We start from the raw sequence: 14,912 nt of genomic DNA on the forward strand, positions 1-14,912 counted from the left end.
TCAGGAGCATTGCGATGAGCACCGACGATAAACGCATTCGCGAATTCGCCTATCAGATCTGGGAGTCGGAAGGGAAACCTGAAGGCCACGAAGAACGTCATTGGGAAATGGCGCGCAAGTTGGCCGAGGCCGAAGCGCTGGCACCCAAGAAGCCACCCAAGGCGGCTGGCAGCAAAGTGGCTGGCAAGACTACAGCGGCAACAGCGAAAAGCACCGACGGCAAGACACCGGCAGCCGCCAAAGCCAAACCAGCGGCGAAAGCCAAGCCTTCGGCCACGGCCAAAGTAGTCCCGCCGGGCGAAAAGGCTGCCGAGAAAAAGCCGCGAGCCGCGAAGAAGCCTCCGGCGAACTGATCCGATCCATTTTTGAACTGAATGACTGTGTGGCGAGCGTGCTCGCCACAAGGGGCTCTTGCGCCCCGAAGAAAGCCCTTCTTGGGGCAAAACACACCACCCTGTGGGAGCGAGCCTGCTCGCGAAAGCGCTAGGTCAGTTGGTGAAAACGTCGAATGTACCGACGCTTTCGCGAGCAGGCTCGCTCCCACAAGGAAATCTCATTGCCTGAACTGTCCCGTTTTTTTGCAGGAGCAATCATGACCCGTCCAAAGAAAGCCGAACCCGCTGCGCACGCCGAGCCGTCGAGAATCCGTGAAGGCCTGCCCTTCCCGCTGGGTGCGACCTGGGATGGTCTGGGGGTGAACTTTGCTCTGTTTTCCGCCAACGCCACCAAGGTCGAGCTGTGCATTTTCGACGATGCCGGCGAAGTCGAACTCGAACGCATCGAGCTGCCGGAATACACCGATGAGATCTACCACGGCTACCTGCCGGATGCGCATCCTGGCTTGATCTACGGCTACCGCGTTTATGGTCCTTATGACCCGGCCAATGGTCACCGTTTCAACCACAACAAACTGCTGATCGACCCTTACGCCAAACAATTGGTCGGCGAGCTGAAATGGTCGGAGGCGCTGTTCGGCTACACCATCGGCCACCCCGACGCCGACCTCAGTTTCGACGAGCGTGACAGCGCGCCATTCGTGCCCAAGTGCAAGGTCATCGACCCGGCCCACACCTGGGGCAATGACCATCGCGTCAGCGTGCCGTGGGACAAGACCATCATTTACGAAACCCACGTGCGCGGCATCAGCATGCGTCATCCTTCGGTGCCGGAAAACCTGCGCGGCACCTTTGGCGGCTTGATGGTCGACGACGTGCTTGAGCACATTCGCAAGCTCGGTGTTTCGTCTGTCGAACTGCTGCCGATTCACGCCTTCGTCAACGATCAGCATCTGCTGCAAAAGGGCATGACCAACTATTGGGGCTATAACAGCATCGCGTTCTTCGCCCCGGACCCGCGTTATCTGGCCAGCGGCAAGATTGCCGAATTCAAGGAAATGGTCGCGCACCTGCACGATGCCAATCTCGAAGTCATTCTCGACGTGGTCTACAACCACACCGCCGAAGGTAACGAGCAAGGTCCGACCCTGTCGATGCGCGGTATCGACAACGCCTCCTACTACCGCTTGATGCCCGACGACAAGCGCTACTACATCAACGACTCCGGCACCGGTAACACCCTGGACCTGAGTCACCCATGCGTGCTGCAAATGGTCACTGACTCCCTGCGCTATTGGGCCAGCGAGATGCACGTCGATGGTTTCCGCTTCGACCTGGCAACCATTCTTGGCCGTTACCACGATGGTTTCGACGAGCGCCACAGCTTCCTCGTCGCCTGCCGTCAGGACCCGGTGCTGCGTCAGGTGAAAATGATCGCCGAACCCTGGGACTGCGGCCCCGGCGGTTATCAGGTCGGCAACTTTCCGCCGGGCTGGGTTGAGTGGAACGACAAGTTCCGCGACACCGTGCGTGCGTTCTGGAAAGGTGACGACGCCCAGCTCGCCGATTTCGCCAGCCGCATGACCGCTTCCGGGGAGATGTTCAACCAGCGTGGGCGCCGGCCGTATTCGTCGGTGAACTTCATCACCGCCCACGACGGTTTCACCCTCAACGATCTGGTGTCGTACAACGACAAGCACAACGAAGCCAACGACGAGAACAATCAGGACGGCAGCAACAACAACCTGTCGTGGAACCACGGCGTCGAAGGCCCGACCGACGATCCGGAAATCAACGCTCTGCGCCACCGGCAGATGCGCAATTTCTTCGCCACTCTGCTGCTGGCCCAAGGTACGCCGATGATCGTCGCCGGTGACGAGTTCGCGCGCACGCAGGACGGCAACAACAATGCCTATTGCCAGGACAGCGAGATTGGCTGGGTCAACTGGGACCTGAGCGAGGACGGCAAGGCCCTGCTCAAGTTCGTCAAACGCCTGATCAAGCTGCGCCTGACTTATCCGATCCTGCGTCGTGGACGCTTCCTGGTCGGCGAGTACAACGAAGATATCGGCGTCAAGGACGTGACCTGGCTGGCACCGGACGCCACCGAAATGACCACCGAGCACTGGCACGATGCGCACAATCGCTGCCTCGGCATGCTGCTCGACGGTCGCGCGCAGGAAACCGGCATCCGTCGCAAAGGCGCCGACGCGACGCTGCTGCTGGTGGTCAACGCACACCATGACATCGTCAACTTCACCCTGCCGGAAGTACCGGATGGTGGCTTCTGGACGTGCATGATCGATACCAATCAGCCGTCGATTCGCGGCCAGGAACGCTTCGAATTCGGCCACGAGTATTCGGTGACCGGGCGTTCGTTGCTGTTGTTCGAACTGCAACGCGACGAAGAAGATTGATATGGACTTTCAACATTATCTGGCCCGCCGTCCGCCAGATTACGCCGACACCAATGCCCTCGGCCGTTGCCTGCGAGCAATGGTAGAGGCCGGCCTTGACCGCTTGCCGTTGCCCGGCAGCGGTCACACGCTGGAGCGCTTTCAGCGTCTATCGGAGGTGGGCGGACACGATCTTGGGCTGTGCAAACTCTATGAAGGCCACACGGATGCGCTGGCGATCATCGAGCAATTGGGCGGTACGCCAACCCCGGGCAGCACGTGGGGCATGTGGGCCGCCGAACCGCCGCAGGCACGGGTGAAAGTCACGCCGTCCGGGCATATGGTGATGCTGAACGGGCGCAAGGCCTGGTGCTCTGGCGCTGCGGTGCTCAGCCACGCCTTGCTCACTGCGTGGGACGCTGATGATCAGCAGCAATTGGTTGCAGTCGCACTCGATCAATCCGGTGTGACCATCACCGATCAGGGCTGGCAAGCCGTGGGCATGGCGGCCACCGGCAGCGTCGAAGTGCTGTTTGAAAACGCCGAAGCGCAGGCCATTGGCAACCCCGGTGATTACCTGCAACGGCCGGGGTTCTGGCAGGGCGGGATCGGTATCGCGGCTTGCTGGTACGGCGCTTCACGGCGGATTGCCGAAGGGCTGCGTCAGCATTGCGCGCAACGCGATGAACCGCACGCCCTCGCCCATCTCGGTGCGACTGACACAGCACTGCAAGCAGCGGCCGACGTGTTGCGCTTCAGCGCGTTGCAAATCGATGCGCAGCCTGAGGCTGACGCTGAACTGCTGGCCCGTCGCGCCCGCGCGGTGGTCGAACAGTCTGCCGAACAGGTCATGCGTGAAGTCGGGCGGGCGCTGGGTGCCGGGCCGTTTTGTCAGGATCGGCATTTTGCGCGACTGAGTGCCGACTTGCCGGTGTTTCTGCGCCAGAGTCACGCCGAACGCGACCTTGCTGCGCTGGGCCAGCGGATTGCCGGTCAATCCTGCGAGGTCTGGGCGTTATGAAGGACAACCCGATCGTCGGCCAGGGCACTTCACTGCAGCAATGGCAGGGTTCGCGGCGTCTGGCCGAACTGCCCGCCATCGACGTTCTTGACCTGGTACCGCTGGGTTCGCGGGCGGTGATCATCGCGCCGCATCCGGATGACGAAGTGCTCGGTTGCGGCGGCATCATGCAGTTGCTGGCGGCAGCCGGACGGCCGTTGCAATTGATCTCGGTTACCGATGGCAGCGCCAGTCATCCCGGCTCGCAACGCTGGACGGTCGAACGCTTGAGCGTGGTGCGACCGCAGGAATCCGCAGAAGCTCTGCGCCGCCTCGGCTTGCCGATGCACAGCCTGAAATGGCTGCGCGGCGGTTTTACCGATACGCAAGTGGCGGCGCAGGAAACCGAGTTGAGCGAATTCATCGCCGGTTATCTGCATGCCAGTGACGTGGTTTTCACGACCTGGCGCCAGGACGGTCACAGCGATCACGAGGCCGTCGGCCGCGCCAGTGTCGAAGCGGCGCGACGCGTTGGTGCGACCTGCCATGAACTTCCGGTCTGGACCTGGCACTGGGCAACCCCGGAAGACGCTTCGGTGCCATGGGAGCGGGCGCGCAAGATTCTCCTTTCACCGACGCACATCGCACGTAAACGCCACGCCGCGCACGCGTTCGCCAGCCAGCTGGAAGGCGACCGCGACGTCGGGCTCGGGCCGGTGCTCGCTCCCTATGTGCTTGATCGTTTGCTGCAACCTTTTGAAGTGGTGTTCCTGTGAGCGTCGATGACCGCTATTTCGACGGCCTGTTCGCTGGCAACGACGATCCATGGGCGTTCCGCCAGCGCTGGTACGAGCAGCGCAAACGCGCGATCACCCTCGCCGCCCTGCCGCGTCCGCGCTACAGGTCGGTGTTCGAACCGGGTTGCGCCAACGGCGAACTGAGTGCAGAACTGGCTCCGCGCTGCGACCGCCTGTTGTGCTGCGACACGGCGAGCGCGGCAGTGAAGCTGGCGCGTACGCGCTTGAGCGTGTTCGAGCATGCCGAAGTCCGTCAGGGACGCCTCCCGGCTGACTGGCCGGAGGAAAAATTCGACCTGATTGTATTCAGCGAAATCGGCTACTACCTCGACGAAAAAGATCTGACAGAAATGATCCGCCGGATCAGTGAGTCACTGACGGCCGACGGACAATTGCTGGCCTGCCACTGGCGCCCGCCGATCGAGGGCTGCCCGTTGAATGCACGTCAGGTCCACGATCAGATCCACGATCAATTGGCTTTGCCGCGTCTGGTGCTGCATCAGGAAGCGGATTTCATTCTCGAACTGTGGAGCCGCGAGCCACGCTCGGTGGCGGCACTGGAGGGCTTGCGTTGATCGGTATCGTGATTCCCGCGCACAACGAAGAAGCGCTGCTCGATGAATGCCTGCGCGCCGCCCTGCGGGCCAGCCAGCATGGGCAACTGGCCGGCGAGCCGGTGGAAATCCTGGTGGTGCTCGACAGTTGCAGCGACGCCTCGGCGCAGATCGTCAGCGCTTATCCGGTGCTGAGCCTGCAGATCGACGCACGCAACGTCGGCGAAGCCCGAGCCGCCGGTGCGCGACTGCTGCTCGAGCGCGGTGCCCGCTGGATCGCCTGCACCGACGCCGACAGCCGCGTCGCCGATGACTGGCTGGCGGCGCAACTGGGACTGGAGGCGGACGCAGTGTGCGGCACGGTGACCGTCGAGCACTGGCACGAATCGATCGATGAAGCGGCGCAGATTCGCTATCACCGCCATTATCAGGCCCGCGATGGCCATCGGCACATTCACGGCGCCAATCTCGGTGTCAGCGCCGAGGCTTATCGCCTGGCCGGCGGTTTCAAACCGCTGACCTGTGACGAGGACGTGCAACTGGTGCGTGCGCTGGAGCGCAGCGGTGCGAATATCGCCTGGAGTCATCGCCCGCAAGTGCACACCAGCGCCCGTCTCGACAGTCGGGCCAAGGGCGGATTCGGTGACTTTCTGCGCAATCTGGCACAGCTGGAATAAAAAAATACGGATCAGATTGATCTGTGACGCGACGAATCGGCTGTCTTGAGCAATACTCTGCCTCGCAGTAATCCAAGGGTTGGAGCACTGCACCGTTGCTATTCATTTGCCTTCACGGGCCGCGATCAGCGTTGGCTGTTCACGACTGAGGGCGAGATACCACAAGGACGTCGCACTCATGAAATCGTCATTGATCAACGAACACGGCCTGCCAGCACAGATCTGGAACAGCGCGCCGCAACTCGACAATATTCCCGTCATCAACACCCACAGCCTGGTTCCCGCCGGCGCCCGCGCCGTGGTCATCGCCCCGCATCCGGGCGATGAAGTGGTCACTTGCGGCGGTTTGCTGCAATTGCTCTCCAGCCTTGGCCATCCCCTGCAATTGCTCTCGATTACCGACGGCAGCGCCAGCCACCCCGGCTCGCGGCAATGGTCGGAACAACGCCTGAGTGTATTCCGCCCGCAGGAAAGCGTCGAAGCCCTGCGCCGCCTCGGCCTGCCCATGCACAGCCTGAAGTGGGTGCGCGGCGGCTTTACCGACAACGCACTGAGTGATCAGCAAAGCCAGCTCACCGAGTTCATCGGCCGCTACCTGCGACCGGGCGACGTAGTGTTCAGTACCTGGCGCAAGGATGGCCCGCCGGATCATGAAGTGGTCGGCCGCGCCAGTTTCGACGCGGCGCAAAAGGCCGGGGCGACCTATCACGATGTGCCGGTGTGGGCCTGGCACTGGCCGGAGCGCGAGCAGCGCATGATTCCCTGGGAACGCGCGCGCAAGCTGCGTCTCGACACCTGGACGGTAGCGCGCAAGAGCCACGCCACCCACGCTTACGCCAGCCAGCTCAAGGGCGAACCGGCCATCGGCATCGCCCCGCTGCTGCCCCCGGTGCTGCTGGAGCGGATGCGCTTGCCGTATGAAATCGTCTTCTTCTGAACGGCGGAAGCTCACAATACCTGTGGGAGCGAGCCTGCTCGCGAAAGCGGTGTGTCATGTGTCAGATGTATTGAACGTGATGAAGTCTTCGCGAGCAGGCTCGCTCCCACATTGGCCCAGCAGTGAATCATCGGAAGGAACTGCCACCCCCTCAAACCAGTCGCATGAACAGGCATGGCCCAAATCAGAGGAGTGAACGTGTCCAGCGATCCCAAGCGTCAAGTGGTCGACGCGCCAGTCATTCATCGCCTGCGGGTACTCACGGTCAACACCCACAAGGGCTTCACCGCGCTGAATCGGCGGTTCGTTCTCCCGGAGCTGCGCGAAGCGATGCGCAGTACCTCGGCCGATCTGGTGTTTCTGCAGGAAGTGGTGGGTGAACACGAACGCCATTCGAGTCGCTACAACGACTGGCCGCAGACCTCGCAATACGAATTCCTCGCCGACAGTATGTGGAGCGATTTTGCCTATGGCCGCAACGCCGTTTACCCCGACGGCCACCACGGCAACGCGCTGCTGTCGAAATACCCGATCCGCGAATACCGCAACCTCGACGTGTCGATCACCGGGCCTGAACGGCGCGGGCTGTTGCACTGCATCCTGGATGTGCCCGGGCATGCCGAGGTGCACGCGATCTGTGTGCATTTGAGTCTGCTGGAGAGCCATCGGCAATTGCAGTTGCAGCTGCTTTGCCAGTTGCTTGAATCACTGCCCGACGATGCGCCGGTGATCATTGCCGGTGATTTCAATGACTGGCAGTTGCAGGGCAACGCCGCCCTCGCCCGTCGCGACTATTTGCACGAAGCTTTTGAACGTCATCATGGGCGCCCGGCGAAAACCTATCCGGCGCGTTTCCCGCTGTTGCGCCTGGACCGGATTTACCTGCGCAATGCCAGTAGCCACGATCCAAGGATTCTCGGCAACAAGCCATGGACGCATTTGTCGGATCATCTTCCCTTGGCGGTTGAAGTGCACCTCTAGCTGCATTTTTGACAGCCATCCAATGACAGGTCGTTCCGGCAATAACCGCTCGGAAGGACCTTTCGTCGGCGGCAAAAAACCGTCAGACGCATCCTTCGCAAGCGTTTTTCCATGCAAACAAGCACTTAGTTATGTGCAGAAAAACAAACGCTTGCAGTTGCTGATTTAAGCGCGCCATTCATCGTGCATTTTCTTGACGCGCGAGCATCGCTCTTCTTATCTCTACCTTACTACCCCCGGAATCACTACTGGGGCTGACCTTCCGGCACTCGCGAAATCGAGCAGCCGCGGTTCGCCCCGCTCTATTCGGTCGCCCCTCGTTCGGGGTAGGAGAGACGCCAAACTCGAGATGACGCATGCGCTTGCAAGGTAGACCTCCATGAAAACTTCACTGACCCCACATGAATTGAAAATCACTTTTTGCACAGTGTCAGGTTCGCTGTTGCTGTGCTCGTCCATGGAGGCGCATGCGGAATTTTCGGCGGATGAACGCGCGTGGTATCGCGCCGATGTCCCTGTGATGACCTTGCCAGTGACCGTGATAACGCCCGGACCGCTGCCATTGAGTCAGCAGAGTTCGCGCCTGATCACCGAAGATCTTGCACCCTCCGCATGGGACGAGCTGTACGGCAAAAGCGCTCGGCAAGCACAGACCGACGCACTGTCTTCCGGTTATGCGATGGCCGGTGGCGAGTTCAAAGGTCCGGCCGTGGTCACGTTGAAAAGCGCTAACGGGACTACCCAGACCCTTGGCCTCATAGGTGGCGACAATCAGGTCCAGCTGAATTCCGCTGGTGCGCTGACCCGACGTGCCCTCGCCGACCGCAACACTGACAGCCTCAACCTGCAAGGCCAGAGCCTTGGCGCCTATTATAGCCTGGTCGGCGCGCAGGGCTGGCACGTCGACCTGTCGGCCAGCGGCGGTCGGGTCAGCGGTTTCAGTCGGACCCCGCAAGGCAATCGGCAAGCCACCGAAGGCAACGCGATGACCTTTTCCGTTGAAGGCGGTTATCCGATCGGCTTGAGTGACAACTGGGTGGTCGAACCACAGGCGCAACTGATCAACCAGCGCATCAGCCTCGACGCGCCTTATGCAGGCTCGGGCAACGCCTCGTCGACCGACCTGACCGCGTGGAGTGGCCGTGTCGGTGCGCGATTGAAAGGCAGTTATGACTTGAACGGGTTGCCTGTTGAACCCTACGTGCGCACCAACCTTTGGCACACGGTGTACACCGGCAGCACGGTGACCCTCGATCAGGTCGACAAGATCAGCAGCAGCCGCAAGTCTTCAACAGTGGAATTGGGCTTGGGACTGGTGGCGCGGGTCACACCGGCGGTAAGCCTGTACATGAGCGCCGATTACAGCAGCGATGTGGATGACAATGACCTGAACGGCATTATCGGCAGCCTTGGAGTGCGGATGCGTTGGTGATCTGCTGAACGCTGAAGAACCTTGTGGGAGCGAGCCTGCTCGCGAAAGCGGTGCCACCTTCAACATCATCGTTGACTGACATGGCGCCTTCGCGAGCAGGCTCGCTCCCACAGGTGCTAGCCGTGCGGCTTGAGAATCAACACTGCCAACGGCGGAAGATTCAGTTCCAGCGACAACGATTGACCATGGCTTGGCACTTCTTCGGTCAACGCTCCGCCGCCATTGCCATAGTTGGAGCCGGCATAAATGTCGGCGTCACTGTTGAACAGCTCGGTCCAGCGCCCGGCAAACGGCACGCCGACCCGATACGCCTGGCGCGGTACCGGGGTGAAGTTGGCAACCACCAGCACTGGCGAGCCATCCTTGCTCCAGCGCAACCACGCGTAAACGCTGTTGATCGCATCGTCGCCAATCAACCACTGGAAGCCCTGCGGCGCATCGTCCTGGTCGTGCAGCGCCGGCTCTTCGCGATACAGCCGGTTGAGATCGCCAACCAGTTTCTGCACGCCCTTGTGCTCGGAATACTGCAGCAGGTACCAGTCCAGCTGCTGATCGTGGTTCCACTCGCGCCATTGGCCGAACTCGCAGCCCATGAACAAAAGCTTTTTGCCCGGATGAGTCCACATGAAGCTCAGATAGGCGCGCAGATTGGCAAACTTCTGCCAGCGATCGCCGGGCATCTTGTCGATCAACGAGTGCTTGCCGTGCACCACTTCGTCGTGGGAAATCGGCAGGATGAAGCGTTCCGACCAAGCGTAGACCAGACCAAAGCTCAACTCGTTGTGGTGATGTGCGCGGTACACCGGATCTTGCTGGATGTAGTGCAGCGAATCGTGCATCCAGCCCATGTTCCATTTGTAGGCAAACCCGAGACCGCCCTGCTGGGTGCTCTGACTGACGCCGGGCCAGGCGGTGGACTCTTCGGCAATCACCAGCGCACCCGGCGCTTCCAGCTCAACCACGTCGTTCAAATGCCGCAGGAAGTCGATGGCCTCCAGGTTCTCCCGACCGCCGTGGCGATTCGGCACCCATTCGCCAGCCTTGCGCGAATAGTCGCGGTACAGCATCGAAGCCACCGCATCGACACGCAGGCCGTCGATATGGAAGTGTTTCAGCCAGTGCAGCGCCGAGGCCAGCATGTAACCGTGCACTTCGGTGCGACCAAGGTTGTAGATCAGCGTGTCCCAATCCTGATGGAAGCCTTCCAGCGGGTTGCCGTACTCGTACAGCGCGGTGCCGTCGAACTGCGCCAGACCGTGGGTATCGGTGGGGAAATGCGCCGGCACCCAATCAAGAATCACCCCGATGTCGGCCTGGTGACAGGCGTTGACGAACTCGGCGAACTGATCCGGCGTGCCATAACGCGCACTCGGCGCGAATTGCGAAAGCAACTGATAGCCCCAGGAACCGCCGAAGGGGTGCTCCATGATCGGCATCAGTTCGATGTGGGTGAATCCCAGCTCTTTGACATAAGGAATCAGCCGCTCGGCCAGCTCCGGCCAGGTGTACTGGCGCGCGACCTCGCCGAGATCATCCAGCTCGCACTGCCAGGAACCGGCGTGCAACTCGTAGATCGACAGAGGTTTGGAGCGCTGCTGGCGATCCTGACGGGAATTCATCCAGTCGTGATCCTGCCAGTCGATCTGCAGGGGCGAGGCAACTTTCGAAGCGGTGTCCGGCGGCAGGCTGGTGGCCAGTGCCATCGGGTCGGCCTTGAGCGGCAAAATGCCGTGGGCACCAAGAATCTCGTACTTGTACAACTCCCCCGCTTGCAGGCGCGGGATGAACAGTTCCCATACACCGGACGGATGACGCAGCCGCATGGGATGGCGACGCCCGTCCCAGACGTTGAAATCGCCGACCACCGATACACGGCGGGCATTCGGTGCCCACACGGCAAAGCGCACACCGTCCACGCCATCAACGGTCTTCAGCTGCGCACCGAGGCAGGCGCTGAGGTCGCGGTGGTTACCCTCGGCGAACAGGTACAAATCCATCTCGCCGAGCAACTGGCCGAAGCTGTACGGGTCTTCTGCAACCTGCTCGCCACCGGCCCAGCGTGTGCGCAACAGGTACGGTCGCGCCTGATCGAAATGGCCGACAAACAGCCCCGGCGTCTCGGTCATCTCCAGCGGGCCAAGCTCTTCGCCGCTGTCCTTGTCCAGCACCGCCACACTCAGCGCACCGGGCAGATAAGCGCGGATGAACTGCCCACCAGCGCCATCGCCGTGCGGGCCGAGAATGGAAAACGGGTCCTGATGCTCGGCGCGTACCAAGGCATCAATGTCGCGTGCCGAGGGTAACAATGCTTCCTTTACCACACCCTGTTCCTTGTTCGAGAAACTCATGACTACTCTCCACCAAGATCGGAAAAGGGTTTAAGCCCTGTCAATAATCCATACAAGCCGTGCAATGGCACGGGCAGCCACGTTGGGCGGTTTTCCGCCTCGTAGGCCACTTCATAAGCGGCTTTTTCCAGGCCGAACAACGCCAGCGCGGCGTCGGCACCCTGAGGATCCTGCCAGGCATGCTCAAGACTAGCTGCTGCCTCGCGGTATGCCTGAACAAATGCCTCGCGTGCTTCGCGCAGATAACGCTCGGCGACACGTTTACGCGCCGCTTCGGCTTCGACGCTGTTATCAACGTTATGCACATTGATGGTCATCGCCGCTGCGTAATCGAACGAACGCAGTACGCCGCTGACGTCCTTGTACGGGCTGTGTTTACCGCGACGCTCGCTCAATGGCCGCGCCGGTTCGCCCTCGAAGTCGATCAGGTAGGCGTCGCCCTTGATCACCAGCACCTGGCCCAAATGCAAGTCGCCATGCACCCGAATGCGCAAGCCGCCGGTGGCTTTCTTCGCCAGATCCTGCACATGGGCAAGAATGGTTTTCTTCTCGTCGAGCAGACGCTTGACCAGTTTCTGATCCGACGCATTCAACTCGCCTTGATGCTGTTTGAGCAGTTTCAGGGCGTGTTCGACCTGGGCGGTGACATCCTTGCCTGTCGTGGCCATGTCCTTGCTCGACGACACTTGCGGCGCGAAGTCGGCATTGTCGGTTGGCGCAGCGAGCACCTGATGCATCTCGCCCAGACGCTGACCAAGCATGCCGGCGAAGTCCTTCAACTCGCCGAGGGCGTTGTAATGCTGCTCCTGCTCGGACATGGCGTCGGCCAGTTCATCGCGCAGCGCCCGTTCCAGGTTGTTCTGCGTCCATTCCCATGCGTCACCCTGATTGCTCAGATAGCCTTGGGCGATCATCAGCAAGTTGTCTTCGCCTTGCGCGTCGCGGCGAATCACCGAACCGAGCAGCGGAGAGATATTGGCAAACCCGGCCTCGGTCAGGTAAGCGCTCATCTCCAGTTCCGGGTGTACGCCAGAAGCGACTTTGCGTATCAGCTTAAGCACCAGACTGTTGCCGATTACCACTGAACTGTTCGATTGCTCGGCCGACAGGTAGCGCACATCCGACTCGGCGCCGAGGCCGAGTTTTTCCAGATGATCTGTCTGTTCGAAGCGGATTTCGCCTTCGATCGACTCCAGTACGGTGTTGTTCTGCATGCCTTGCAGCACGGCGCGGACGAAGGTTTCCAAGGTGAACGCATCGGTGATCAGGCCAACCTGACGCACACGGCGTACACGCGAAAGCGCCAATTGCTGCGGCAATGGCGGGCCGACATGGTCTTCGCCAATGAAGCCGAACGGCAGTTGATAACGATTGGTCTGGCCACCGCTGGTGACTTCGATTTCGCTGAGCAGCACCGGATGCTGGGCATCACCGAAACGCACGCCGTAAGCCAGATTGACCTTCTCGATCGCCGCATCCTTGCCGGCAAACCAGCGACGGTTCTGCAGCCAGCTCGGCAGGATGCTTTGCTCCAGCGTCGTCCGCGATGGCACTTCGAGCAGTTCTTCCATGCGTTTTTTCAGCACCAGCGTGGTGAAATCCGGCAGGCTCTGCGCCGGTTCGACGTGCCAGCTCGGCATCTGGTTTTCTGCCGCCAGTGCAAACCAATAGAAACCGTACGGCGCCAGGGTCAGGAGGAAATTCAACTGACCGATCGGCGGGAACGCGTTACCACCGAGCATTTCCACCGGCACCATGCCGACATACGCCGACAGGTCTAGCTCGACCGCTTGCGCACTGCGCGAGACGTTGGCCACGCACAGAATGATTTCGTGCTTGCCGTCGGCATCAGTGTATTCGCGGGTGTAAGCCAGCACGCGACGGTTGCTCGGCGAGAGCATTTTCAAGGTGCCACGGCCGAACGCCTTCGATTGCTTGCGCACTGCGAGCAGGCGCCGCGTCCAGTTCAACAGTGAGTGCGGATCGCCGGACTGGGTTTCGACGTTGACCGACTGATAGCCATACTGCGGGTCCATGATCGGCGGCAGTACCAGACTGGCCGGATCGGCGCGGGAGAAACCGCCGTTGCGGTCGATCGACCACTGCATCGGTGTACGCACGCCATCGCGATCGCCGAGGTAGATGTTGTCGCCCATACCGATTTCGTCGCCGTAGTACAGCGTCGGCGTGCCGGGCATCGACAGCAGCAGGCTGTTGAGCAGTTCGATGCGGCGACGGTCGCGTTCCATCAACGGTGCGAGACGACGGCGAATACCGAGGTTGATCCGCGCGCGACGGTCAGCCGCGTAGTAGTTCCACAGGTAATCGCGCTCGCGGTCGGTGACCATTTCCAGGGTCAGCTCATCGTGGTTGCGCAGGAAAATCGCCCACTGGCAATTCGCCGGAATTTCCGGGGTCTGCCGGAGAATGTCGGTGATCGGGAAGCGATCTTCCTGCGCCAGCGCCATGTACATGCGCGGCATCAGCGGGAAGTGGAAGGCCATGTGGCATTCGTCACCATTGACGCCAGCAGCGTCGGTGTCACCGAAATACAGCTGGGTGTCTTCCGGCCACTGATTGGCCTCGGCCAGCAGCATGCGATCGGGATAGTTGGCGTCGATCTCGGCACGGATCTGCTTGAGGACGTCGTGGGTCTCGGGCAGGTTTTCGTTGTTGGTGCCGTCGCGCTCGATCAGGTACGGAATCGCGTCGAGGCGCAGGCCGTCGATGCCCATGTCGAGCCAGTAACGCATCACCGACAACACGGCTTTCATCACTTGCGGGTTGTCGAAGTTCAGATCCGGCTGGTGCGAGTAGAAGCGGTGCCAGAAGTATTGGCCAGCAACCGGATCCCAGGTCCAGTTGGACTTTTCGGTGTCGAGAAAGATGATTCGCGTGCCGTCGTATTTCTGATCGTCATCGGACCACACGTAGAAATCCCGCGCCGCTGAACCCGGCTTGGCTTTACGCGCACGCTGGAACCACGGGTGCTGGTCGGAGGTGTGGTTGATGACCAGCTCGGTGATCACCCGCAGCCCGCGCTTGTGCGCTTCGGCAATGAAGCGCTTGGCGTCGGCCATGGTCCCGTAGTCGCTGTGCACGCCACGGTATTCGGCGATGTCGTAACCGTCGTCGCGGCGTGGCGAGGGATAGAACGGCAATAGCCAGATGGTGTTGACGCCGAGGTCGGCAATGTAATCGAGTTTGGCGATAAGCCCGGGAAAGTCGCCGATCCCGTCATTGTTGGAGTCGAAAAACGATTTGACGTGAACCTGATAAATCACCGCATCCTTGTACCAGAGCGGGTCTTTGATGAAGGCGGCTGCCTTGGGTTTCTTCGCCATGTGGAACTCCTGAAAAATTCTCTGATACACCGAGGAGCTAGCATTGGTGAGCCCCTGTGGCGAGGGGATTTATCCCCGTTCGGCTGCGCAGCAGTCGCAAATTGTTAACGC

At 60.9% G+C, this 14,912-nt stretch carries 11 protein-coding genes; 9 read left to right on the top strand and 2 right to left on the bottom strand.

Annotated features, from left to right (window positions below; translation table 11 throughout):
• Window positions 1-14: 14 nt before the first annotated feature.
• From AB4N48_RS11200 to AB4N48_RS11240, 9 genes are all read left to right on the top strand, one after another.
• A complete protein-coding gene (locus AB4N48_RS11200; protein WP_236168874.1) occupies window positions 15-353 on the top strand; it encodes a DUF2934 domain-containing protein in 339 nt (112 codons plus the stop codon).
• A gap of 239 nt (window positions 354-592) precedes the next feature.
• The gene (gene glgX / locus AB4N48_RS11205; RefSeq protein ID WP_041480983.1) at window positions 593-2,752 is read left to right on the top strand and encodes a glycogen debranching protein GlgX; all 2,160 of its coding nucleotides are present in this window, start codon (window positions 593-595) and stop codon (window positions 2,750-2,752) included.
• 1 nt (window position 2,753) lies between these two features.
• Complete coding sequence (locus AB4N48_RS11210) at window positions 2,754-3,752, top strand: acyl-CoA dehydrogenase family protein (RefSeq protein WP_460095444.1); 999 nt, start codon at window positions 2,754-2,756, stop codon at window positions 3,750-3,752.
• Window positions 3,749-4,507, top strand: a complete 759-nt coding sequence (locus AB4N48_RS11215; RefSeq protein WP_460095445.1) for a PIG-L deacetylase family protein — start codon at window positions 3,749-3,751, stop codon at window positions 4,505-4,507. The genes AB4N48_RS11210 and AB4N48_RS11215 overlap by 4 nt, the downstream gene beginning before the upstream one ends.
• A complete protein-coding gene (locus AB4N48_RS11220) occupies window positions 4,504-5,103 on the top strand; it encodes an SAM-dependent methyltransferase (protein ID WP_056785814.1) in 600 nt (199 codons plus the stop codon). Before AB4N48_RS11215 ends, AB4N48_RS11220 begins: the two co-directional genes overlap by 4 nt.
• Window positions 5,100-5,759, top strand: a complete 660-nt coding sequence (locus tag AB4N48_RS11225; protein ID WP_095179947.1) for a glycosyltransferase family 2 protein — start codon at window positions 5,100-5,102, stop codon at window positions 5,757-5,759. The genes AB4N48_RS11220 and AB4N48_RS11225 overlap by 4 nt, the downstream gene beginning before the upstream one ends.
• A gap of 178 nt (window positions 5,760-5,937) precedes the next feature.
• Window positions 5,938-6,696, top strand: coding sequence for a PIG-L deacetylase family protein (locus AB4N48_RS11230; protein ID WP_056785811.1), 759 nt, complete (start codon window positions 5,938-5,940; stop codon window positions 6,694-6,696).
• Window positions 6,697-6,894: 198 nt separating this feature from the next.
• A complete protein-coding gene (locus tag AB4N48_RS11235; RefSeq protein WP_056786852.1) occupies window positions 6,895-7,677 on the top strand; it encodes an endonuclease/exonuclease/phosphatase family protein in 783 nt (260 codons plus the stop codon).
• Window positions 7,678-8,056: 379 nt separating this feature from the next.
• Window positions 8,057-9,109, top strand: coding sequence for an autotransporter outer membrane beta-barrel domain-containing protein (locus AB4N48_RS11240; RefSeq protein ID WP_460095446.1), 1,053 nt, complete (start codon window positions 8,057-8,059; stop codon window positions 9,107-9,109).
• 116 nt (window positions 9,110-9,225) lie between these two features.
• Here the strand turns inward: AB4N48_RS11240 and glgB are convergent, their stop codons facing one another.
• Together glgB and treS are read right to left on the bottom strand one after the other, a co-directional pair.
• On the bottom strand, window positions 9,226-11,457 hold the full coding sequence (gene glgB / locus AB4N48_RS11245; protein ID WP_056785807.1) for a 1,4-alpha-glucan branching protein GlgB: 2,232 nt from the start codon (window positions 11,455-11,457) through the stop codon (window positions 9,226-9,228).
• 2 nt (window positions 11,458-11,459) lie between these two features.
• The gene (gene treS, locus AB4N48_RS11250; RefSeq protein WP_460095447.1) at window positions 11,460-14,801 is read right to left on the bottom strand and encodes a maltose alpha-D-glucosyltransferase; all 3,342 of its coding nucleotides are present in this window, start codon (window positions 14,799-14,801) and stop codon (window positions 11,460-11,462) included.
• Window positions 14,802-14,912 lie beyond the last annotated feature (111 nt).

Source organism: Pseudomonas sp. S2_C11, assembly GCF_054668395.1.

Bases quoted from the DNA above. Each gene is read 5' to 3' on its own strand.
- AB4N48_RS11200 (WP_236168874.1), top strand. From the start codon at position 15: ATGAGCACCGACGATAAACGCATTCGCGAATTCGCCTATCAGATCTGG.
- glgX (WP_041480983.1), top strand. From the start codon at position 593: ATGACCCGTCCAAAGAAAGCCGAACCCGCTGCGCACGCCGAGCCGTCG.
- AB4N48_RS11210 (WP_460095444.1), top strand. From the start codon at position 2,754: ATGGACTTTCAACATTATCTGGCCCGCCGTCCGCCAGATTACGCCGAC.
- AB4N48_RS11215 (WP_460095445.1), top strand. From the start codon at position 3,749: ATGAAGGACAACCCGATCGTCGGCCAGGGCACTTCACTGCAGCAATGG.
- AB4N48_RS11230 (WP_056785811.1), top strand. From the start codon at position 5,938: ATGAAATCGTCATTGATCAACGAACACGGCCTGCCAGCACAGATCTGG.
- AB4N48_RS11240 (WP_460095446.1), top strand. From the start codon at position 8,057: ATGAAAACTTCACTGACCCCACATGAATTGAAAATCACTTTTTGCACA.
- glgB (WP_056785807.1), bottom strand. From the start codon at position 11,457: ATGAGTTTCTCGAACAAGGAACAGGGTGTGGTAAAGGAAGCATTGTTA.
- treS (WP_460095447.1), bottom strand. From the start codon at position 14,801: ATGGCGAAGAAACCCAAGGCAGCCGCCTTCATCAAAGACCCGCTCTGG.